Source organism: Acidobacteriota bacterium, from assembly GCA_026393675.1.
Classification (GTDB): Bacteria; Acidobacteriota; Vicinamibacteria; order Vicinamibacterales; family JAKQTR01; genus JBAXOX01.
This window is the reverse complement of record JAPKZQ010000004.1, coordinates 1-22,089: the sequence shown is the minus strand read 5'-3', so window position 1 is coordinate 22,089 and position 22,089 is coordinate 1. Positions and strand designations below refer to the sequence as shown.

Annotated in this window: 18 protein-coding genes; 13 read left to right on the top strand and 5 right to left on the bottom strand. The window is 64.5% G+C overall.

Translation table 11 applies throughout. From position 1 onward, the window contains the following. Nucleotides 1–121: 121 nt before the first annotated feature. The 9 genes from NT151_01575 to NT151_01535 all read left to right on the top strand — a co-directional run bounded on the left by NT151_01575 (nt 122) and on the right by NT151_01535 (nt 8,729). Entirely contained in the window at nt 122–694 is a 573-nt protein-coding gene (locus NT151_01575) for a methyltransferase domain-containing protein (protein MCX6537615.1), read from the top strand. Between the two features lie 171 nt (nt 695–865). Beyond that, on the top strand, nt 866–2,131 hold the full coding sequence (locus NT151_01570; protein ID MCX6537614.1) for an inositol-3-phosphate synthase: 1,266 nt from the start codon (nt 866–868) through the stop codon (nt 2,129–2,131). A 128-nt stretch (nt 2,132–2,259) separates the two neighbouring features. Further along, nucleotides 2,260–2,745 carry a hypothetical protein gene (locus NT151_01565; protein MCX6537613.1) on the top strand — a complete coding sequence of 162 codons (486 nt, stop codon included), beginning with the start codon at nt 2,260–2,262 and terminating at the stop codon, nt 2,743–2,745. 390 nt (nt 2,746–3,135) lie between these two features. After that, the gene (locus tag NT151_01560) at nt 3,136–4,107 is read left to right on the top strand and encodes a hypothetical protein (protein ID MCX6537612.1); all 972 of its coding nucleotides are present in this window, start codon (nt 3,136–3,138) and stop codon (nt 4,105–4,107) included. A 148-nt stretch (nt 4,108–4,255) separates the two neighbouring features. Continuing rightward, nucleotides 4,256–4,804 (top strand): tetratricopeptide repeat protein, encoded by a 549-nt coding sequence (locus NT151_01555; protein MCX6537611.1) that lies wholly within the window; start codon nt 4,256–4,258, stop codon nt 4,802–4,804. Nucleotides 4,805–5,304: 500 nt separating this feature from the next. Continuing rightward, nucleotides 5,305–5,940 carry a prepilin-type N-terminal cleavage/methylation domain-containing protein gene (locus tag NT151_01550; protein MCX6537610.1) on the top strand — a complete coding sequence of 212 codons (636 nt, stop codon included), beginning with the start codon at nt 5,305–5,307 and terminating at the stop codon, nt 5,938–5,940. A 193-nt stretch (nt 5,941–6,133) separates the two neighbouring features. Further along, complete coding sequence (locus NT151_01545; GenBank protein ID MCX6537609.1) at nt 6,134–6,412, top strand: hypothetical protein; 279 nt, start codon at nt 6,134–6,136, stop codon at nt 6,410–6,412. 68 nt (nt 6,413–6,480) lie between these two features. Beyond that, complete coding sequence (locus tag NT151_01540; GenBank protein MCX6537608.1) at nt 6,481–7,887, top strand: sigma-54 dependent transcriptional regulator; 1,407 nt, start codon at nt 6,481–6,483, stop codon at nt 7,885–7,887. 137 nt (nt 7,888–8,024) lie between these two features. Beyond that, nucleotides 8,025–8,729 (top strand): ABC transporter ATP-binding protein, encoded by a 705-nt coding sequence (locus tag NT151_01535; GenBank protein ID MCX6537607.1) that lies wholly within the window; start codon nt 8,025–8,027, stop codon nt 8,727–8,729. A gap of 50 nt (nt 8,730–8,779) precedes the next feature. Here the strand turns inward: NT151_01535 and NT151_01530 are convergent, their stop codons facing one another. The 5 genes from NT151_01530 to eno form a co-directional block, all read right to left on the bottom strand. After that, entirely contained in the window at nt 8,780–9,661 is an 882-nt protein-coding gene (locus NT151_01530) for an ATP-binding cassette domain-containing protein (GenBank protein ID MCX6537606.1), read from the bottom strand. Further along, nucleotides 9,658–10,647, bottom strand: a complete 990-nt coding sequence (locus tag NT151_01525) for an ABC transporter ATP-binding protein (GenBank protein MCX6537605.1) — start codon at nt 10,645–10,647, stop codon at nt 9,658–9,660. Before NT151_01525 ends, NT151_01530 begins: the two co-directional genes overlap by 4 nt. Next, nucleotides 10,640–12,193 (bottom strand): methylmalonyl-CoA mutase family protein, encoded by a 1,554-nt coding sequence (locus NT151_01520; protein ID MCX6537604.1) that lies wholly within the window; start codon nt 12,191–12,193, stop codon nt 10,640–10,642. The genes NT151_01525 and NT151_01520 overlap by 8 nt, the downstream gene beginning before the upstream one ends. 80 nt (nt 12,194–12,273) lie before the next feature. Further along, a complete protein-coding gene (locus NT151_01515; GenBank protein ID MCX6537603.1) occupies nt 12,274–12,579 on the bottom strand; it encodes a hypothetical protein in 306 nt (101 codons plus the stop codon). Nucleotides 12,580–12,692: 113 nt separating this feature from the next. Further along, a complete protein-coding gene (gene eno / locus NT151_01510; GenBank protein ID MCX6537602.1) occupies nt 12,693–14,036 on the bottom strand; it encodes a phosphopyruvate hydratase in 1,344 nt (447 codons plus the stop codon). A gap of 162 nt (nt 14,037–14,198) precedes the next feature. Here eno and NT151_01505 point away from each other — a divergent pair, with 162 nt between their 5' ends. From NT151_01505 to NT151_01490, 4 genes are all read left to right on the top strand, one after another. Then, nucleotides 14,199–15,251: a hypothetical protein gene (locus NT151_01505; protein ID MCX6537601.1), complete on the top strand. Its 1,053-nt coding sequence runs from the start codon at nt 14,199–14,201 to the stop codon at nt 15,249–15,251. A 74-nt stretch (nt 15,252–15,325) separates the two neighbouring features. Then, a complete protein-coding gene (locus tag NT151_01500) occupies nt 15,326–17,242 on the top strand; it encodes a TonB-dependent receptor (protein MCX6537600.1) in 1,917 nt (638 codons plus the stop codon). Between the two features lie 275 nt (nt 17,243–17,517). Beyond that, on the top strand, nt 17,518–20,427 hold the full coding sequence (locus tag NT151_01495; GenBank protein MCX6537599.1) for an ATP-binding protein: 2,910 nt from the start codon (nt 17,518–17,520) through the stop codon (nt 20,425–20,427). A 3-nt stretch (nt 20,428–20,430) separates the two neighbouring features. Further along, nucleotides 20,431–21,912: a sigma-54 dependent transcriptional regulator gene (locus NT151_01490; GenBank protein ID MCX6537598.1), complete on the top strand. Its 1,482-nt coding sequence runs from the start codon at nt 20,431–20,433 to the stop codon at nt 21,910–21,912. Nucleotides 21,913–22,089 lie beyond the last annotated feature (177 nt).

The following is a 22,089-nucleotide window of genomic DNA, read 5'->3' as shown; positions in this document are numbered from 1 at the left end:
CTCGAACTTGCGCACATTGCCACGGCACACCGAAAAAGGTGTGCTCCCGGAACGACAGCGGTGATACCTGGGGAGGACTGGTGTCCAGGGTCCAGCCCGGAAGTGAGATACTGGTCAAGCCATGTCACTGTTCTTGAGCCTCCGGCGCTCGCGTGGACCGGTCGAACTGGCCGTCGCCATGGCGGGCGTTCGCATGGGCGAACGCGGCCTCCACGTTGGCGTCGGCGCCCCGCGCGTTTTCGCTCTTGTTTCGTCCAAGGTCGGTCTGACGGGTCGCGCCTGCGCGGTTGTCGATAGTGTTGTGGCGCAGACGACGCTCGAGCGGGCGGCGGCCAGGCAGGGCGTGCTCGTCGAAGTGGCTCTCGTACCCGCGGGCCGGTGGCCCTACGATTCGTCGTCATTTGACTTGGCGGTCGTCGACGCCAACGCTCTACTGAGCGCCCCGGCCCGGGACCGGCAGGACAGGCTGGCCAGCACCGTTCGCGTCGTCCGCCCAGGAGGACGTGTGCTCGCCATTCGGCGCCAGCCGCGAGGAATCGCCGCACGACTGGGATTCGAGTCCACCAGCGGCGCACCAGGCGTCCAGGCCCTGGAACTGGTCCGCGCCCTCGAAGAAACCGGCTGCAGGCCTGTGCGCGTGCTCGCCGAACGCGAAGGGCTCACTTTTATCGAAGGATTCCGGCCAAACGGCTGATAGGGCGCGATGAATTGCGCCCCGAGATCGCGGTCCCCGCCCGCCACGCCAAAGCCGGTGTCACCACTGACCGGCGAAGGCGGGAATCCCGGCTCCCTGCTTGCCGTGATATAGTTTTCGGTTGTGAAAAAGCCAATCGATATCGCTCCAGCCACGGGAAAACTGGGCGTGATGCTCGTCGGCCTTGGCGCCGTCAGCACGACGTTCATCGCGGGGGTCCAGGCCGTCCGCAAGGGGATCGCCAAACCCATCGGGTCCATGACGCAGATGGGGACCATCAGGCTTGGCAAACGAACTGAGGGCCGGACGCCGCTTGTCAAGGATTTCGTGCCGCTCGCCGATCTCAATGACATCGTGTTCGGCGGTTGGGACATCTTCGAGGACAACTGTTACGAGGCCGCGAAGACCGCCGGCGTGCTCGAGGACAAACTGCTCGACCAGATCAGGCCGGAACTCGAGGCCATCAAGCCGTGGAAGGCCGTCTTCGATCGCCAGTATGTCAAGCGGCTGGACGGCCCGAACGTCAAGAAGGGCAAGAACAAGCGCGACCTGGCCGAGCAACTGCGCGAGGACATCCGCGCCTTCAAGCAGACCAATAAACTCGATCGGCTCGTGATGATCTGGTGCGGCAGCACCGAGATCTTCATGACGGAGTCGCCGGCGCATCAGTCGATCGAGGCCTTCGAGAAAGCCCTCGAAGCCAATGATCCGACGATTCCCTCATCGATGATCTACGCGTACGCCGCACTGATGGAAGGCGTGCCGTACGCGAACGGCGCACCGAACCTGAGCGTGGACGTGCCGGCGCTGATGGACCTGGCGCAACGCAACCGGGTACCCGTTGTCGGCAAGGACTTCAAGACAGGGCAGACGCTCCTCAAGACGGTCATCGCGCCGGGGTTGAAGGCGCGCCTGCTCGGCGTGAAGGGCTGGTATTCCACCAACATCCTCGGCAACCGCGATGGCGAGGTGCTCGACGATCCCGAGTCGTTCAAAACGAAGGAAGAGAGCAAGAAGTCGGTCCTCGACTACATCCTCCAGCCTGATCTCTACCCCGAGCTCTACAAGGACATCTGCCACGTCGTCCGGATCAACTACTACCCGCCGCGCGGCGACAACAAGGAAGGCTGGGACAACATCGATCTGTTCGGCTGGCTCGGGTACGAGATGCAGCTGAAGATCAACTTTCTCTGCCGGGACAGCATCCTGGCGGCGCCGATTGTGCTCGATCTCGTGCTCTTCCTCGACCTGGCGGGACGAGTCGGCTGGAGCGGCATCCAGGAATGGCTGTCGTTCTATTTCAAGAGCCCGATGCACGCGCGAGGTCTCTACCCGGAGCACGACTTGTTCATCCAGTCGATGAAACTGAAGAACACGTTGCGGTACCTGAAGGGTGAGGATCTGATCACGCACCTGGGAGCCGAGTACTACGATTAGAGCCTGACGGGATTGGGGATTCGGGATTGGGGATTCGGAAACCCGATTCCGAGCTCCCTTGGCACGACGAAGGCGAAGGCGGCAACTTCCGAAACCCGAACCCCGAACCCCGAAGGAGGATGCAGACCATGAAGGGCAACGCGATGCTGATGCCGGCAGTGTGGGGCGGCCTGTTGATCGGCGTGCTGTCGGCCCTTCCATTTGTCAACTTGGCGAACCTGTGCTGCTGCCTGTGGGTGGTTGCCGGCGGGATGGTGGCCGCCTACGTGCTCCAGTCGAATACGCCGCAGGCCATCACCACTGGTGACGGCGCGCTGGTCGGCCTGCTCGCCGGCATCATCGGCGCGGTGGTCCACACAGTGGTGTCGCTGCCCATTAACCTCCTGATGGGCGGTGTAACCCAGCGCCTCATGCAGCAGATCGTCAACACGACCCAGGACATGCCGGACAACGTCCGGCAGATGATGGAGAGCATGAGCAACTCCACCGCATTCTCCATCGCGGGCGTGGTTGTCGGGTTCATCTTCTGGCTGTTCTGCGGCGCAATCTTCGCGGCGCTCGGCGGATTGCTCGGCGCCGTCTTCTTCAAAAAGAAGACCGTCGCCTCGGCCTGACCGGGGCCGGAAGCTTCGAGAAACGGGACCTCACCAGCCAGTCTATGACGTTCAGGTGAAGGCCACGACCTCGCGTCGAGGATGGTCGCTCGGGGGGTCGTCCGCCTGCTTCGCGCCCGCAAGTAGCCGCGGGTGCCGGCCTGACAAGCTGCGGGCAGTTCGTGCCCGCAGCGCTAATGTTGCCAACAAGATAAGCCGAGAAACAGCCCAGAGAGCGGAGCGTCTATCACGCGTCCGCTTTCGGGGAATACCTATGAAGTCCACAGCACGCACAGCGGCGGTCAATGCGGGGCTGATGGCCGCACTTGTGCTGTCGACCTCGGGCGCGTTGTCGACAGGAGTTGCCGCGCAGGACTCGACACCTTCGCCGAGATCGAGAAAGGCATCGCGATGTTGATGTCGCCCGAGGGCCGTCTCAACCTCGATCGGAAAGCCGGCCTGCTGCAGATCAAGGACTATTTGGACAGGCTCGACAAGATTGCGAACGACCTTGATGTGGTCGAGTCCCGGATCCTGCGCCAGGTCCACATTCAGGCCAAAGTCATCGAAGTCGAGATGAACGAGCAGTTCTCGGCGGGCATCGACTGGTCAGCCGTGCTGCGCAGCGCAGCCAACTCCGTCACGCTCACGCAGCGACTCGCGCCCACCGCCAGCCAGAGCGCGTTTACGATGGGCGTGAACATCAAGAACTTCAAGGGCCTGCTCAACGCATTTGCCAGTCAGGGGCGGGTCAATGTCATGGCCAGTCCGCGCGTGATGGCGATGAACAACGAGCCGGCTGTGATGCAGGAACGGACCACCGGCGAGAAGACCAAGGTGCCGGTGCTGGGTGATATGCCGCCGATTGGCGGACTCTTCCGCCGTGACGATCGGACGAAGAAGAAAGTCGACCTGGTCATCCTGCTGACGCCAACGGTCGTGACGCCCGGCGACGTCGCGGCCATGAGCGCGGCGGACCAGCAGCGTCTGTACGAAGAGCAGCGTGCGCCGGAGTTGAGGCAACTGGATCAGCGCGTGTCGATTCGCTACGAACTGAAACCGCTCACCGAGGACGAGACGGCCGCCTACATCTATCACCGCCTGTACGTGGCCGGCGGGGCGACGACCGTGAGCTTCACGCCGAAGGCCCTGCGGGCGGTTTTCCAGTCCTCGGGCGGCATTCCGCGTCTGATCAATCTGATTTGCGACCGCAGTCTGCTTGGCGCCTTCTCGACGAAGGCCAACAAGGTTGCGCACGACCTCGTCATCCGGGCGACCAAATCGCTTGACCTCCGGCAGGTGGAGAAACCCCGATTCTCCTGGCTCCGCCGCCGCCGTCCGCTCGTCGCCGGGTTTGGCACGAGCGCCGTGTCTGGCGCGTAATGCCATGAGCCGCATGCTTGACGTCTTGCGTCAACACCACGGGGCGACGCCGAAACCCGAGGGGCTCCCACCCAGATCGCCAGGCATGACGGACGATCACGTCCTGGCCTCCCTTGGCTACCCCACACAGGCGCCGGAGTCGGCTGGAATGGCACCTGCGCTTCGTATCGCGATCGGCGTGGTGCTGGTCATGGTGACCGCAGCGCTGGTGTGGCAGGTGGCGGCGGACAACCGTCTCGTGCCGGCCGGTCCCATGTCTTTTCTGTTCGGCCCTCGGCAGACGGCAGCGCGCCGCGCCGTCACACCACCCAACCAGCGTCCCGTGACGTCGCCTGCTAACCCAACCAAGCCTCCCGCCGAGCCGCAGCAGGCCGCCGGATGTGGAGCTCCCGCGCCGTCGAAACCCGCGCCTCCCGCAGCCGCACCGGCGCTCCTGGTCACGACGTCGCGCACACCACCATCACCAGCGGAATCTCCAGCGACCACGGCGCCTGGCATCACGCGAAACGCCGCAGGGTCGTCGACAGCCGCCAACGCCCACTACAACCTCGCGCTCGTGCTCGAAGAGAGCGGCGAAATCTCCCGCGCCATCGATCACTACGAACAGTTCCTCTCGTTCGGTGGCGCCGACACCGCCACGCTTGCCACCGACGTGCGCAACCGCATCCAACTGCTCCGCTCGAAGCTGCTCAAGTAGACGCGCCACCCTTGTTACAACCCTCGGTCTCTGGCTCGCCCCACATTGATGCGGCATGTCTCAAAACGAGACAACGTCTTATGTGGCTTCAGGAGTCCGGCGGTCTGCCAGGCAGAAAAACGTAGCGTAATCTATGGGTTACGGGTATTTTTCGGCCGCGATGCTATAGCTGGCGTTCTCACCTCTCACCGATCAGACTCGTTTCGTGTCACCACAAAACGTAGGACACCGCCGGTCGCCGATGTGTGGGATCGCCATTTCTTCCCAAGAACGCGTTGTTTTTTCTGTATCTTCGTGCTATTTCACAGTGGGCACGGAGGTTGCTAAGGGAGAATCTATTCTTTGGGACTGGGGAGCGCACGGCTGGCTCGTGGGTCAGACGAGCGGCCGGCCGGGAGACGGGTTCATAGCGTTCCCCGAACCAGGGTTTCCCGGGACTAAACGACCGGCAAGTGTTTTGTAACTCCCGTTGTTTTGCGCCAGAACCGTGAGGGTCGCCGATGTTCGGCCGACAAGCAATCACCGCTAGAAGCCATCACGGCTTCACACTGATGGAGCTGACGGTGGTGCTCGGGGTGATCGTGACGCTCGCCCTGGTGCTCATGCCTTCCATCGGCAACTTCATCAACGACTCGCGGTCGGCCCGGGCTCGAAGCGATTGCCAGACCATCGCGAGTGCCATCGTCCAGTTCTACCGGGACAACGGATTTTTCCCGTCCTGGAAGCTGGCTCAGAAAGGCGACCCCGGGCTTCCGCAGAATCGCGTGCAGCTCCTCGTCAGTCCCGGCAACGTCGCGCTAGAGGACCAGCCAAGCCTGTGGACGACAGGAGTCGCCGGCTTGCTGTCAGAGCAGTTGATGACCGACGTCCCCGGTTATAGCCGGAGGGCCCCGACGTCCCAGTTCGGATGGAACGGACCCTACTTGTCGTCGGGAATCAGCGCGGATCCGTGGGGCAACCGGTACATCGTCAACATCGACTTGATCGATACGTCGGCGACGGGCAATGGCGGTGGGGTGAAGGCCGCCGTGTGGGTCCTGTCGGCTGGTCACAACGGCATCATCGAGACGCCATTTGGGCAGTCCATCCTGAGTGCCGCCCTTGTCAACGACGACATCGGCGTCCGGCTCCAGTAACACTTTCGCCGTTGCACAGTTCCGCCCGAGTTTTTCCGAGGCGGAAGCCTATGTCTTCGCCCCTGTCGAGCCGAAAACTCCAGTGACACATGGCGAACCGCGTTGGCATCGAATTGCTTCCACACGTGTGCCGGATCGTCGAGGTCCGTGAGAAGACCGGTCTGTTTGGCCGATCTCGAAGCAGAATCGTCAAGTGGACGTCAGTCACGTACTGGTCTCCGGCGACATGCCGGACCTGCGTTCGCTCACCGGACCGTTGATGCACGAGCTGAACGTCGAGGTCGAGACGCTCGATGTGCTGGAAGGGATCGATGTCGCCCACCTGCCGGAACCGGTCGACGAGTTCCGCGCGAACGTGGGTGACTTCAAGGTGGTCCAGATTGATCGCGATGCGGTGACCTTCGTGACCTCAACCGGGGAACGCCGCCGCGTCACACTCAGAGGCCCCGTGCCCGCTGGAGTCGGCCGATGAGGCGTCACAATGCCTCTTCGTGCGATCGCCGTTGACGAAGACGGCCTGATGCGCTTGACTGTACCCTTATGTTCCATGTCCTAGTCATCGATGACGACGAGCAGATGCAGTTCTTCCTCAACGAGGCGTTGCACCGGCAGGGCTACGCCGTGACGTTGAAGACAACCGCTGAAGAGGGACTCCAGGCGCTCAAGGCCGACTCGGCCGACCTGATCCTGCTGGACATCCGCCTGCCAGGCATGAGCGGACTCGAGGCGGTCGAGGAGATCCTGAAGATCGATCCCCGGGTGCCGATCATCATCATGACCGCCCACGGCACGCGCGATGACGCGATCGACGCGATCCGGCGCGGCGCGTACGACTACTTCACGAAACCCTTCCGCCTCGAGGAGATGGAAATCGTCATCCGACGCGCCCTCGAGAAACGGAAACTGCACTTCGAGATCGAACGGTTGCGCGAGGAACTGGCGACCCTGCCGGGACACGGCTGGGCCACGGCCGCCTCGCGGGCGATGAACGAAGTGATGCACCTGATCGACCGGGCCGCCCCGACCGACTCGACGGTGCTCATCCTCGGCGAGAGCGGCGTCGGCAAGGAACTGGTGGCCGAAGCGATCCACGAACGGTCGTTGCGGAAACACCGGCCGTTCGTGCGTCTCAACTGCGCGGCCATTCCCGAGACGCTCCTCGAATCCGAGTTGTTCGGGTACGAGCGCGGCGCGTTTACCGGCGCGCAGGCCCGCAAACCCGGTAAGTTCGAACTGTCCGACGGCGGCACGCTGCTGCTCGACGAGATCGCCGACATGACGCTGGCGACACAGGCCAAGATCCTCCGCGTGCTCCAGAGCCGCCAGGTGGAACGCGTCGGCGGCACATCGACGATCAAGGTGGATGTCCGCATCATTGCCTCCACCAACAAGGACCTGTTGCGGAACGTCCGCGCGGGTACGTTCCGCGACGACCTGTACTTCCGGCTGAACGTCATCACGATCAACGTGCCGCCGCTCCGCGAACGCCGCGAGGAGATTCCGGGACTGGTCGACCACTTCCTGGCCGAAGCCAACCAGCGACTCGGTCGGACCATCAGGCGGGCGTCGTCGGACGCGATGGCGGCGTTGATGGCGTACGACTGGCCGGGCAACATCCGCGAGCTGAAGAACGCCATCGAGCGCGCTGCGGTCGTCACCGACGGTGAGGTCGTCACGCTGACCAGCCTGCCTCAACCGATTCGCCCTGCCGGCGTCGGCCTGGTGGCCGGCGTGGCATCACAGCAGTGGGAGTCGCCGGGCATCGTGTCGCTCGACGAGAAGATCGCGCAGCTCGAGCGCGCGTTTGTCATCGAGGCGCTCTCACGCACGGGCGGCGTGCAGGCGCAGGCCGCCCGCCTGCTGGGCATCACCGAGCGCAGCATGTGGCACCTCGTGAAGAAGCACAAAATCGAGGTCGAGAAAATCAAGGAGCGGGCCCAGGCCTGAGGCCGCGCCGCCGTGCTACACTGCCCCGAGACCGCCGGGAACCGTTCCCCCGGCGATGCCGTATCTTCCCTAGAGAGGAATCGTGCGCCAGGGCGACCCATCATCGGCGCCTGAGGCCCGCGTCAGATCGTATGGCACTGATCGAAACACAGGATCTCTGGAAAACCTACGTGATGGGCACCGAGGAGATTCACGCGTTGCGTGGCGTGGATATCTCCATCGAGCGGGGAGAATACGTGGCCATCATGGGACCGTCCGGTTCGGGCAAGTCCACGCTCATGAACCTGATCGGCTGTCTCGACACCCCGAGCAAGGGCAGTTACCTGTTGAACAACAAGCAGGTCGGCCAGATGAACGACGATGAACTGGCCAGGATCCGGAATGAGGAAATTGGCTTCGTCTTCCAGACATTCAACCTCCTGCCGCGAGCGACAGCCCTCCACAACGTCGAGTTGCCGCTTGTGTATGCCGGCGTGCCGTCCCGGGACCGCCTGGTTCGTGCCAAGGCGGCGATGGACAAGGTGGAGTTGTCCGACCGGATGACCCACCGCCCGAATCAGTTATCGGGCGGACAGCGCCAGCGCGTGGCCATTGCGCGGGCGCTGGTGAACAACCCGTCGATCCTGCTGGCCGACGAGCCGACGGGCAACCTGGATTCGAAGACCGGCGCTGAAATCATGGGGCTCTTCGACCGGTTGTCGTCGGCCGGCAACACGATCATTCTCGTGACGCATGAGGCCGACATCGCCGACCACGCCCGACGCGTGATTCACCTCCGCGACGGCCAGGTCGAGCAGGATGCCAGCGGGCCGCATAGGAAGAGCGTAGCCAGTAGCCAGTAGACGGCAGACGGCGTTCGTAGGGGTGGGCCCCCGTGCCCGCCCTTTTGCGTTTAGATGGCGGCCTGGTGGCCCGGCGCGACGTCGCGCAGTGGCGCTCCCAGGTCGGCCGCAGCCACGTCGAAGCTCACCCGCTGCGGTTGCGTCCGAGGGTCCGGATCGGGCACCGCCGAGAGCAGCGCCCGCGTGTAGGGATGTGCAGGCTCACGGAACACGTCGTCGGTGCGGCCCATCTCCACGATCCGGCCGCGGTACATCACCGCCACACGCGTGCAGAGGTGGCGCACCAGCCGGAGATCGTGGGCGATGAAGATCAAGGTCAGCGCAAGTGCCTGCTGAAGCTCCATGAACAGGTTGATAATCTGCGCCTGGATTGACACGTCGAGTGCGGACACGGGCTCGTCGGCGACGAGCAACGACGGCCGGAGCGCCAGCGCGCGCGCCAGGCCGATGCGCTGACGTTGGCCCCCGCTGAACTCATGAGGATAGCGTTCGAGGTGCGTCTCATCCAGCCCGACCAGTGCGAACAGTTCCCGTACGCGATCCCGCCGCTCCTGCTTGGTCCCGACGCCGTGGATGACGAGCCCTTCTTCGACAATCGTACCGGCGCGCATCCGCGGGTTGAGCGAGGCATAGGGGTCCTGAAAGACCATCTGCATGTCGCGACGGGCGGCGCGCATGTCGGCCGCCTTCAACGCGAAGACGTCCCGGCTTCCGAATAGAAACTGTCCCGAGGTCGGCTCGATCAGGCGGAGCATGCACCGGCCGGTCGTGGTCTTGCCACTGCCCGACTCGCCGACCAGGCCGAACGTCTCGCCCTCGTCCACGACAAAGCTCACGCCATCGACGGCACGCACGACGGACGACCGGCTGAAGGGCGTCGCCCGCCGTGAGAACGCCTTCACGAGTCCGCGCAGGTCGACGAGCGCCATCATCCAGCCTTCGGATACAGGTAACAGCGGGTGTGGTGATCAGGAGAGAGCGCGGTCGGCTCAGGCGGACGCTGGTCGCACCGGGCATCCCGATCGCCGCATCGCGGAGAGAAGGCGCATCCGGCCGGCAGCGCAGACAGATCGGGTACGGACCCGGGAATCGCCCTGAGCCGCGTGCCCGGAGCCGAACCTGGCAGCGACGCAAGCAGGCCGCGCGTGTACGGATGAGCCGGCCGCGAGAGCACCGTCGATGTTGGCCCCTCCTCGACGATCCGGCCGGCATACATCACGGCCACGCGATTGGCCAGGTGGGCGACCACGCCAAGATCGTGGGTGATGAGGAGCAGGCCGAGGCCGAATTGTGCCTGCATCTCGCGCAACAAATCGAGAATCTCAGCCTGAATCGTCACATCGAGCGCGGTCGTCGGCTCGTCAGCGATGAGCAGGGAAGGGCGACAGCTGATCGCGGCCGCGATCAACGCCCGCTGTCGCATGCCGCCCGACAGCTGGTGCGGATAATCGCCAGCGCGTTTCCTCGGTTCAGGAATGCGAACGGCCTCCAGCAACTCCACCGCCCGAGTGCGTGCAGCGGCCTTCGTGGCCAGATGGTGCACCACGAGTGATTCGGCGATCTGATCGCCAATCGTGAAGACCGGATTGAGCGCCGTCATGGGCTCCTGGAAAACGAAGCCAATACGCGCGCCGCGCACGCGCTGCATCTCTGGTTCGTCCAGCGTCGTCAGATCTCGTCCCTCGAAGACGATGGTCCCACCCGTGATGCGGCCCGGCGGCTGGACGAGGCGGATAATGGAGAGCGCCGTGACCGACTTGCCACACCCGGACTCGCCGACCAGGCCGAGCGTCTCTCCACGCCGCACCTGGAGGCTAACGCCATCGACGGCACGCACCGTCCGCGCGGCGCCTCCACGGGAGACGACGAACTCCGTCGTCAGGCCGCGCACGTCAAGCAAGGGGTGCCCCTTAGACATTTTCCCGGTATTCACCGAACTGCTGTCGCAGTGTGTCTGATATCTCGCCGACGGTGGCCTTCGCTTCGACCGCCGCGATCAGGGGCGGCATCAGATTGTCGCCTGACGCCGCGGCGAGCGACACCACGTCGAGCGCGGCGCGCCAGTCGCACGCACTGCGGCTGGACCGTAACTGGCACAGCCGATCGACCTGCTCGCGCTCAACAGTCGGATCAATCTGCAGCGTCTCAATGTTCACCGGGTCGGTCGACATGAATCGGTTGACGCCCACGACGACCGCATCGCCGCTGTCGATGGCCTTCTGAGCCTGATATGCGGCGTCCTGGATCGCGCGCTGGACGAACCCGGTATCAATGGCCGCGAGCGTCCCCCCGAGCCGGTCGATCGTCTCGATGATCTCCCGGGCCTCGCGTTCGATCCGATCCGTCAACGCCTCCACGACGAACGAACCGCCGACCGGGTCCACCGAGTTGGCGACACCGGTCTCGTGCGCAATGACCTGCTGCGTGCGAAGCGCGATGGCGGCCGACGTCTCGGTCGGCAACGCGAGCGCCTCGTCTCGACTGTTGCAGTGCAGAGACTGCGTGCCGCCCATCACCGCCGCCAGCGCCTGGATGGCCACGCGCACGATGTTGTTGTCCGGCTGCTGCGCGGCCAGCGTGCTGCCCGCCGTCTGCGTGTGGAAGCGCATGGCCTGGGCGCGGGGGTGGGTCGCGTGGAACCTGTCACGCATGATGGTGGCCCACAGTCGGCGCGCCGCGCGGAACTTCGCGATTTCCTCCAGGAAGTCGTTGTGAGCATTGAAGAAGAACGACACGCGCTGGCCGACGCTGTTGACGTCGAGCCCGGCGTCGACCGCGGCCTGCACGTAGGCAATCGCGTTGGCGAGCGTGAACGCCACCTCCTGGACGGCCGTCGAACCGGCCTCCCTGATGTGATACCCGCTGATGGAAATCGTGTTCCAGTTGGGTACCTCGCGTTCGCAGAACGCGAAGATGTCGGTCACAAGGCGCAGGGATGGGCGGGGAGGGAAGATGTACGTGCCTCGGGCCACGTACTCTTTGAGAATGTCGTTCTGCACCGTGCCCGAGAGGGCGCTCGCCGGCACACCCTGCCGCCTCGCGACGGCGATGTAGAGCGCCAGCAGCGTGCTCGCGGTCGCGTTGATCGTCATCGACGTCGACACGCGGCCGAGCGGAATGCCATCGAACAGATCGGCCATGTCCTCGATCGAGTCGATGGCCACGCCGACTTTGCCAACCTCGCCAAGCGCCAGCGGGCTGTCCGAGTCGTACCCGATCTGCGTGGGCAGATCGAAGGCGACGCTCAGACCTGTGACGCCCTGGGCGAGCAGGTAGCGGTACCGCTGGTTCGACTGTCGCGCGGTGCCAAACCCGGCGTACTGCCTCATCGTCCACAGGCGGCCGCGGTACATCGTCGGCTGGATGCCGCGCGTATAGGGAAACTCGCCGGGATAGCCGATGTCGGCCACCGGGCGGTCGCCGGCCGCACGTGAGGAATCAGGTTGGGGCGGACGATCGATCATCTGCCCTATTCTAGAGGAAAAGTGATCGGGTCACTTTTTCGGCATCCATCGGAGGAAAAGTGACCCGATCACTTTTCCGCCTAGCGGCGGCCAGACGCCGCGCTGCCCGAACTGATGCGGAGCGCTTTGAGGAACCGGCGGTCGGCGGCGGTCAACTCTGGAGGTGGTGGCGACACAATCGCCTGCGGCTCGATGGTCAGATCAGGCGTTACAGACGGGCACTCGGAATTCACGCTGCGCACCTCGGCGGCGAGCGCGACCTTCAGCTCGAAGCCAGATTCGCGCGCTTTCGCATGACAGGCTTCAACCCGCGCGTCCCCTGCGGCGGCTGCGGCAATTGCGTCGGCCAGTTCTCGCACGAGCCGGTTGGCAAGCGCTTCGTCCACGGCCTTCCTCCTTCAGTCGCTGTCGCCCGACGGGGAGGGGCGGCAACATCGATCCGGCGGTGGTCCCTGTCGAGCTTGATGCGCCTCACGCGCGGAAGCGTGAGGCGACCGCACTACGTCAACTGCGCAATGGCCGCACGCCCGGCATAGTGCGCGTGCGAGCCCAGTTCTTCCTCGATCCGCAGCAGTTGGTTGTACTTCACGATGCGATCGGTGCGGCTGGCCGACCCCGTCTTGATCTGGCCCGCGCCGGTTGCCACCGCCAGATCCGCAATGGTCGAATCCTCGGTCTCACCCGACCTGTGCGAAATGACGGTCGTATAGCCCGCGCCGTGGGCCATCGCGATCGCATCGAGCGTTTCGGAGACGGTGCCAATCTGGTTGAGCTTGATCAGAATTGAATTCGCGATGCCGCGCTCAATCCCCTGTTTCAGGATATCCGGATTGGTCACGAACACATCGTCACCCACGATCTGCACGCGCCCGCCAAGCTGCCTGGTCAGCACGTTCCACCCGTTCCAGTCGCCCTCCGCCAGGCCATCCTCGATCGACACGATGGGGTACTTGCCAACCCAGTCACTGTAGAGAGCAATCATCTGAGCAGACGACCGTGGCGCCTCACCGGACTTCTTGAATACGTAGGTGCCCTCGTGCGTCGTGGGCGGATCCCACGGTGTCGAGCGCGGCGTCCGATCGACCCAGAGCTCGCTTGCAGCGACGTCGAGGCCGATGCAGATGTCGCGCCCCGGCTTGTAGCCCGCCCGCCCGATCGCGTCGAGCACCAGCTCGACGGCCTGCACGTTGGAGGCGACGCTGGGCGCAAATCCACCTTCGTCGCCTACGCTGGTCGAGAGTTTCCGGCCTTTCAAGATCCCGCGAAGCGCATGGAACACCTCGACCCCGGCGCGCAGCGCCTCGCGGAAGGTCGGCAGGCCGAGCGGCAGGACCATGAACTCCTGGAAATCCACGTTCGAGTCGGCATGAGCGCCGCCGTTCAGGATGTTCATCATCGGCACCGGCATCAGCCACGGGCCAGCGTCGGGCTGGCCGAACAGATCCCGATAGTGGCGATAGAGCGGAATGCGCCGGCTCGAGGCGCACGCCTTCGCAAACGCCATCGAGACGCCCAGCAGCGCGTTGGCGCCCAGCCGGCTCTTGGTGGGCGTCCCATCAAGCGCGATCATGAGCTGGTCGAGCCCGCGCTGATTCAGGTCCTTCCCGACCATCGCTCCGGCAATCTCGCCGGTCACGTGCTGGACCGCCTGCAGCACCCCCTTGCCGAGATAGCGCCGCTGGTCCCCGTCCCGGAGCTCCAGAGCCTCGCGCTCGCCCGTCGACGCGCCAGAGGGAACCGCCGCCCGTCCGAACGCGCCATCCTCGAGGCTGACGTCGACTTCAACCGTGGGATTCCCACGTGAATCCAGGATTTCTCGACCGTGGATGGAAGCGATGATCATGGTCGTCCTCAACCGTCGGGGAAGGATGGACCAGGGGCCTGGTCTCGCCCGAGATGTTACCACAGGGATCTCGCTGCAAACCTTTGACAGCACTGAGGGTTGGGGCCTATGATCCCTGCAGTAGCCGGCCACTGATGAAGCCAAACTGGGAGTAGAGTCGCTATGCAGATCCGTCGATGGGTGTTGACGCCCTTGGTGTTCGCACTGCTCGCGAATGCCGCGGTGTCGTTTTCGCCCGCCCATGCCCAGCAGAAGAAGGACCAGAAGCAGGACAAGGTTCAGCAACAGGAGCTTCAGACCGCGTACAAGATAGCCGATGCCATTGCCGCCGGGCAGCCAGTCCCGAGCGACATCGGCATGTCGATACGCACCGACTTTCTCAAGGCCCTGAACGGCCTGACGTTTGTTCCGTTCGTGCTGTCGCTCGACCCGGCGCAGGTGCCGTCCAAGGCGGTCACGCTCTATCTGCGGCTCGTCGCCAGAACGCCCGCCGCGGCCCCGGCCACCCCTCCTGCCGACGTGAAGAAGGAAAGAGAGTATGCCTTCCAGGGCATTCACTACATCGATCTGAAGACTCCGGCCCCGGGCGAGCCCTACCGGCTGACGCGCGCGTTTTCCGTCCCTGCCGGCGACTACGACCTCTACCTCGTCGTGAAGGAACGGGCGCCGGCGGATGCGAAAGACAAGACTGCGGGCCAGAAGGTCGGGTTCCTGAAACAACCCATCACGGTGCCGAATCTCTGGGGCAACGACCTCACGACGAGCAGCATTATCGTCGCCGATGATGTGAAGCCGATCGAGAAGCCGCCGACAGCCGAGCAGATCGCCGAACAGCCGTATACGGTGGGCAACAACATCGTGGTGCCGGCGGCCAGCGCGAAGTTTCTGAAAACCGGCGGCCTGTCGATGGTGTTCCTGATCTACAACACCGGTTCCGACGGCGATCGGAAGCCGGATGTCGCCGTCGAGTATCTCTTTTATCAGCGGTTCACGGACAAGCCGGAGAAGTATTTCAACAAGACAAACCCGCAGGCGTTCAATGCGACGACGCTGCCGCCACAGTTCGACACGGCGGCGGGCCACAATTTGCTGGCGAGTCAGTACGTCCCGCTTGCGAGCTTTCCGGAAGGCGAGTATCGCCTGGAGATCAAGATCACCGATAAGCTCTCGGGCAAGGTCGTCACGCGGAACATCATGTTTTCTGTGGCCGCCTGATCGGCGCGCTCGCGGGGCACTGTCCGCCCCGGGTCGCGAGCCACAGCGGCAGTAGTTACTTGACGGGTGGGCCTATGACACGCGTATCCACATTCGTGGTCGTGGCGGCCGTCGCCGGATTCGTCGTGGCCAGCGTGCCGGCGTCTGCGCAGTCTGTGTCGATCCGCTCGCCACAGTCCGTCGTGGCGCGCGCGGCGACGCAGGGCGATATCCAGGGGTTGGTGGTCGATACCAAAGGTCGGCCACTTGCCGGTGCCATGGTGTCGGCGCTCGGATCAACGGTCGTGTTTGCGCTCACCGGCAAGGACGGCCGCTTCCGCTTCGGTGCGCTCCCGACCGGTGCGTACACGGTGCGCATCCATCTGGACGGCTTCGTCCCGGCTCCCCGACAGATGGTCGAGGTCCGGTCGAGCGTGCCGGCACTGGTGTCGGTGGCGCTGCGATCACTCACGGACAACGGCTCGGCACCATCGACGACCAGGGTGCTGGCGGCCAGTCTGCTGCCGATCGACGGCCTGCCTGGGGGCGCCGTGAGCGGCGGGGCCGACGTCGATCACGACCACACCGAAGCCAACTGGCGGCTTCGCCACCTGCCGCGCAGCGTGTTGAAGAATGTCGACGACGCCAGGGGAGTGGTCGACGGTGGCGGCGACGCCGGCGCAGCGGCAGAAGCGGGACGGTCGTTCCTCGGCCACGCATTTGATTCGTCGGCCCGGTTTGCATCTGGCCTGTTCGATGCCATGCCGCTGACCGGTCAGGTGAATTTCGTCACCATCGGATCGTTCAATGGTCCAGCAGACGTGTGGTCGACTGGTGCCGTCGCGTCGGCTGGCGTGGCGTACGTCTCGCTTGGAGCGCCGGCTGGTAGCCTCGGCGACTGGGCGGTTCGCGGCGCACTGACGCAAGGGGGAATGGGGTCGTGGTTTGTTGCCGGATCGTTGACCGCGAGGCACTCGGCTGAGCATCGGTTCCTGGCGGGCATCACGTACAGCACGCAGCACTACGATCGGTCGAGCGCGCTGGGCATTCCCGACATGAGCGCCGGATCGCGTTCGGTCGGCACGGTCCACGGGTCCGACCAGTGGACACTCTCGCCCAACGTCACCATCGGCTACGGCGTGACCTATTCGTGGCAGGATTATCTCAGCGGAAACGGCTTATTCAGCCCGCGTCTCTCGCTGACCCTTCGTCCCGCCAATAAGTACCGCGTCCGTGCCGTCGCTGCTCGTTACGTGGTCGCGCCAGGCGCCGAGGAGTTCCTCCCGGGTGCCGGCAACGGCAACGGCGTGGTGCTGCCTGCGCAGCGGACCTTCTCTCCCTGGTCAGAGGCCGAGGGATTCCGGCCGCAACGTACGGATCATCTCGAGGTCGGGATCGAACGCGATATCGCCGCGTTTGTCGTGGGGTTCCGCACCTTCTACCAGCGCGTCGGGGATCAGGCCGGGGCGGTGTTTGCGGTCGCGATTCCAGACCGATCGGTGCCGAGTCTTGGTCACTACTACGTGGCCACGCTTGGCGACCTGAATGCTCGCGGATGGAGTGTCAGTCTGAGCCGCGCGATCGTCGGCGGCGTGCGAGGTGTGGTGGACTATTCCCAGTCAACCGCACGCTGGGACCACTCGCCCGACCAATCCGTGATGGCCCTCTGGATGGGAGGCCGGGGCAGCGACCAGCAGCGCCTCCATGATTTGACCACGTCGCTTGAAACCGACTTCCGGCCGACCGCCACCCGTGTCTACGTGCTGTACAAAGTGAACACCGGATTCGCGCGCCAGATGACCTCGCGCGGCGGCTCGGGCCTCGACACCAGGTTCGACGTTCAGGTGAACCAGGCTCTGCCGTTCCTGAATTTCACATCAGCCGACTGGGAGCTGCTCGTCGCGGTGTGCAACCTGTTCCGCGAGTCGAACATCGAACGTTCCCCCTACGACGAACTACTGGTCGTGAGGCCGCCTAAGCGTGTCGTCGGTGGCGTCCGGATCCGGTTCTGATTTCGGGTCCCGCGACTGTCACAAGTTCGGTGGCCGCGGTGGATTCCACGAGAAATTTCTATTCTGGACGCACACGTTTCCGGCCCAGCCAGATCCATCTGGTTGGAGCAATCATCCGCGCGGATGGATTTTTGTGGGACCAACAGTTGAGAATTAGACTTAAGTCTATGAATAATAAGAGTTTATTCATTTCTAGCGACGCCGGTTCTTGGTATGTTGATTGCTAAGACAATCTAGGCGCGCTCCCGGTTATTGACCTGATGTACGACAATCAGATGCGGGCAGATGATTCCAGGAAGTCCGCGGTTGGGCACTCGACGCCCAGCGCGCTGGGCTGGATTGCTGCCTTGGCGATTGTCGCCGTGCTGCTCGCTCTGGGCGCCGCGAACATCGTGGCTCGCGCGACGTGGCACGAGGTCGAAGACGGCGTGCTCTGGGTGCCACGGTCCCAGGGTGTGACGGCGGCCGATCTGGCCGGCGGTTCAGCCGCGTCACGCGCCGGGCTTCGTGCGGGCGACGTCCTGGTCGCGATCGACGGCCAGCCGGTGGACAGTCCGGCTGACGTCGTCGATGTCGCGCACCGGGCGAAGCCGGGATCGCTTGTCACCTACACGCTGCTGCGCCTCGGCACGCGCGAGATGATTCAGGTGCAGTTGGCTCCCGTTCCGCAGGGCAACAGCGTTCTGTACTACGTGCTTGCCGCGGTGGGTGTGTTTACGCTGGTGGTCGGCGCGGCCGTCAGGCTGCGGCGGCCCGGCAATCAGTCGTCGCTCCACTTCTTCTGGCTCTCGGTCGCGTTCTTCGGCGTGTTCGCATTCTCGCCGGCCGGGCGGTTCAACCACCTCGATTGGGTGTTTTACTGGGCTGACGAGATTTCGATGCTGGCCCTCGGGCCGATGTTGTTCCATTTCAGCCTGGTGTTTCCGGACCGCAGCGGCAGTTGGGTTCGCACCACGCTGGGAACCCGGCTGCTGCCGCTCGTCTATCTGCCCGCGCTCCTGATGGGTACGACGCGAGTGGTCGCGATCGCCAGGCTCTACGACAACGAGATGGGCTATGACCGCATCATCTCCGCGCTCGACCGGTTTGATCCGCTGTATTTCGGACTCTTCCTCGCCTGCGGCTTCGTCGTCCTGGCGCGCGCATTGACGCAAGTGCGCTCGGTGACGGCACGGCGTCAGCTGCGATGGATTGTCTGGGGCACGGTGCTTGGCGGCGGACCGTTTACCGTCGGCTATGCGCTGCCGTTTGCGCTCGGCGCGGTGCCGTCGGTGCGCATGGAATTGCTGGCCATCCCGCTTGGACTGATTCCGCTGGCCTTCGCCTCGGCGATCGTGCGCTATCGCCTGATGGACGTCGAGGTCATCGTCAAACGCAGCCTCGTCTACGTGGCGGCCGTGGCGGCCATCGTCGCGATCTACGCGCTGCTGTTGCGCGTAGCGGGCTGGCTGTTTTTGGAGAACGGGTCGCAGACCAACACGATTATCGCGGTACTCGCCACGCTGGTGATGGTGCTGCTGGCCCGGCCGGTCAAGGACGGCATCCAGACCGTGCTCGATCGGGCGTTCTACCGTGACCGCTACGACTACCGCCGGGCGCTGGTCGGATTTGCGCGCGACCTCTCCACCGATCTCGACATCGATCGTCTCGGCGACCGGCTCGTCGCGCGTATCACCGAGACACTTGTGATCGACCGGATGGCGCTGATGCTCGTCGACGAGGCCGCGGGCGCGTTCCGGGCGCTGCGCGCGCACGGATTCGTGGGTCAGCCGCCGGAGCTGGGCGTCGATTCCGGGATCGGAGCCCGTTTGGTGGCAGGGCATGTCATCGCGCTCGACGACCCGCTTTCACAGCGGCGGTTTGCGCTGGACGAGATCGGGCACTGGCGCGATCAGGGCGTCCACTACTTCATTCCCTGCGTGTCCAAGCAGACAACGATTGCGCTGCTGGCGCTGGGGCGCAAGGAACGCGCCGAACCGCTGAGCAGCGAAGACATGGCGCTGCTGGTGGCCGTGGCGGCACAGGTTGCGACAGCGCTCGAGAACGGCCGCTTGTATCAGCAACTCAAGCAGCAGGCGTCCGAAGTGGAACGCATGCGGCAGTTCAACGAGAACATCCTCGAATCGCTCGACAACGGCCTCGCGGTGGTCGATGCCAACGACCGGGTGGTGAGGTGGAACCGGTCCCTCGAGCGGGTGTACGACCTTCGGCGCGACGAGGCGATCGGGCAACGCCTGGAGGACTTGTTCTCGCCGGCATTGATCGACGCGCTGCGTGCCGCGCGACGGGACAGCCCGTCGGGGACGGCGCTGTACCGCATACCGCTCGGGTCGCCGCGGGGTCGGGCCGACAAGGGCCTGCTCGTCAATATCGCGGTCGTGCCGCTGCAGGGCGATAAAGCCGGCGCGCCGATTGAAGGGTCGATCCTTGTCTTCGAGGACGTGACCGCGCGAGCGCGACTCGAGGAACAGTTACAGATCTCCGACAAGATGGCATCGATCGGCCTGCTGGCCGCGGGCGTGGCGCACGAAGTCAACACGCCGCTGACCGGCATCTCGAGTTACACGCAGATGCTGCTCGAGCGCGCGAATCCGGACGACCCTGACACGAAGCTGCTCGAGAAGATCGAGCGGCAGACGTTCCGCGCGGCCAAGATCGTCAACGGGTTGCTGACGCTGGCCCGAGGCGGCCAGGCGCCCACCGAGCATGCGCCCACCGACATCAACGGCGTCATCAATGACGTGCTGGCGCTGCTCGAGCACCAGTTGAAGGCCGTCAATATCCAGCTGCGCCGCGATCTATCGTCGGTGCCTCCTGTCGTGATGGGGATGGAGCACAAGCTGCAGCAGGTGTTCCTGAATCTGTTCATTAACGCCCGCGACGCCATGCCACGAGGCGGATGGTTGTCGATCACGACGTGCACGCGCGGCGACGAGGCCGTCATCGAGGTCAGCGACACGGGCGCCGGGATCCAGGCCGAACACCTGGCGCGCATCTACGATCCGTTCTTCACCACGAAATCACTGGGAGAGGGGACAGGGCTCGGCCTGTCGATCACCTACGGCATCGTGCACGAACACGACGGCACCATCACGTGCGACAGCCGCGTCGGCGAGGGCACCAGGTTCACGATGATCCTGCCGCTCGCGCAGGGCGCGTCGCGCGTCGCGGCAGGCGGCGCGTAAGCCTTGGCCACCGACCCCGTCACCCGCCAGGGAACCATTCTCGTCATCGACGACGAAGAGATCATGCGGGAGATCCTCGAGACCCTCCTCAGGCGGGAGGGATACGAGGTGCGCCTGGCATCAAGCGGGGCCGAGGGCCTTGACCTGGTGCGGTCGGTGCCCGTTGATGCGGCCGTCGTCGACGTCATGATGCCCAGGATGGATGGCCTGACGGTGCTCGACGAGATCAAGAAGATCGACGAGGACATCGCGGTCATTATGATCACCGCGTTTGCCTCCGTCGACACGGCCGTGGCCGCCATGAAGCGCGGCGCCTTCGACTACGTCACGAAGCCGTTCAAGAACGACGAAGTGCTCGCCGTGCTGCAGAACGCCGTCGAGCGCCGCCGCCTGGTGACCGAGAACCGCGTCCTGCGCCAGACCCTGCAGGAGCGTTACCACAAGTTCGACAACATCATCGGTCGCAGCGCCAGGATGCGGCAGGTCTTCGACCTGATCATCCAGGCCGCGCCGAGCCGGTCGACGATCCTGATTGCGGGTGAAAGCGGCACGGGCAAGGAACTGGTGGCGCGCGCGATTCACACGCACTCGGCCAGGGCCGAACGCGCGTTTGTCACGGTGAACTCGGGCAACCTTCCTCCGGACCTGCTTGAGTCGAACCTGTTCGGCCACGTCAAGGGCGCCTTTACCGGCGCGGTCTATCCCAAAAAGGGGCTGTTCGAGGTCGCCGACCGCGGCAGCATCTTCTTCGACGAGATTGGGAACATCCCGCTCGAAACACAGCCGAAACTCCTGCGCGTCATCCAGGAGCGCGAGTTCATGCGCCTTGGTGGGGTGGACACCATCAAGGTCGACGTCCGGATCATCGCGGCCACCAACGTGGACCTGCGGCAGATGATGGAGGACGGGCGATTTCGCGAGGATCTGTACTACCGGCTGCACGTCATCACGATCCCGCTGCCGGCGCTCAGGGAGCGGAAAGAGGACATTCCGCCGCTCACGCACCATTTTCTTCACAAGTACGGCGAGGAGAACGGCAAGGGCGACCTGGAACTGACGCCCGATGCCCTGGATCGGCTGGTCGACTACGACTGGCCGGGCAATGTGCGCGAACTGGAAAACGTCATCGAGCGCGCCGTCGTGCTGTCGCCGGGCTCGCGGATAGACGTCGACCTGATTCCCGAGCAGGTCAGGCGGAAGCCGACGTTCCAGATACCACAGGTCGTGGTACCGCCGGAGGGATTGTCGCTCAAGGATGTGGTCACGGACTTCGAGCGGCGGCTCATCGAGACGACGCTCGAAAACGCGGGCGGCGTGCAGAAGCGCGCGGCGGAACTGCTGCGCATCAAGCCGACCACATTGAACGAGATGATCAAGCGCTACGACATCCGCCCGCGGCGGAAACGCAACGGCAGCGGCGGGCCTGCTGGTGACGGCGAGGGCGGCGACGCCGCGGCGGCCGCGCCGGACCCACCCTCATCCTGAACAGGGTCCCTGGATCGCCACGCTCCAGCGTGGCCGGGCTGGAGCGTGGCGATCCGTGCGCCTGTAAGTGTGCCATGACCCGAGAGGTGCAAGTCCTCTCCAGGCAAACGCTCTCCGGCCTGAAGCCGACGATTACTGCGCCGCCGCGAGGCGGGGTGGGGAGCTATCGGAGGCGAG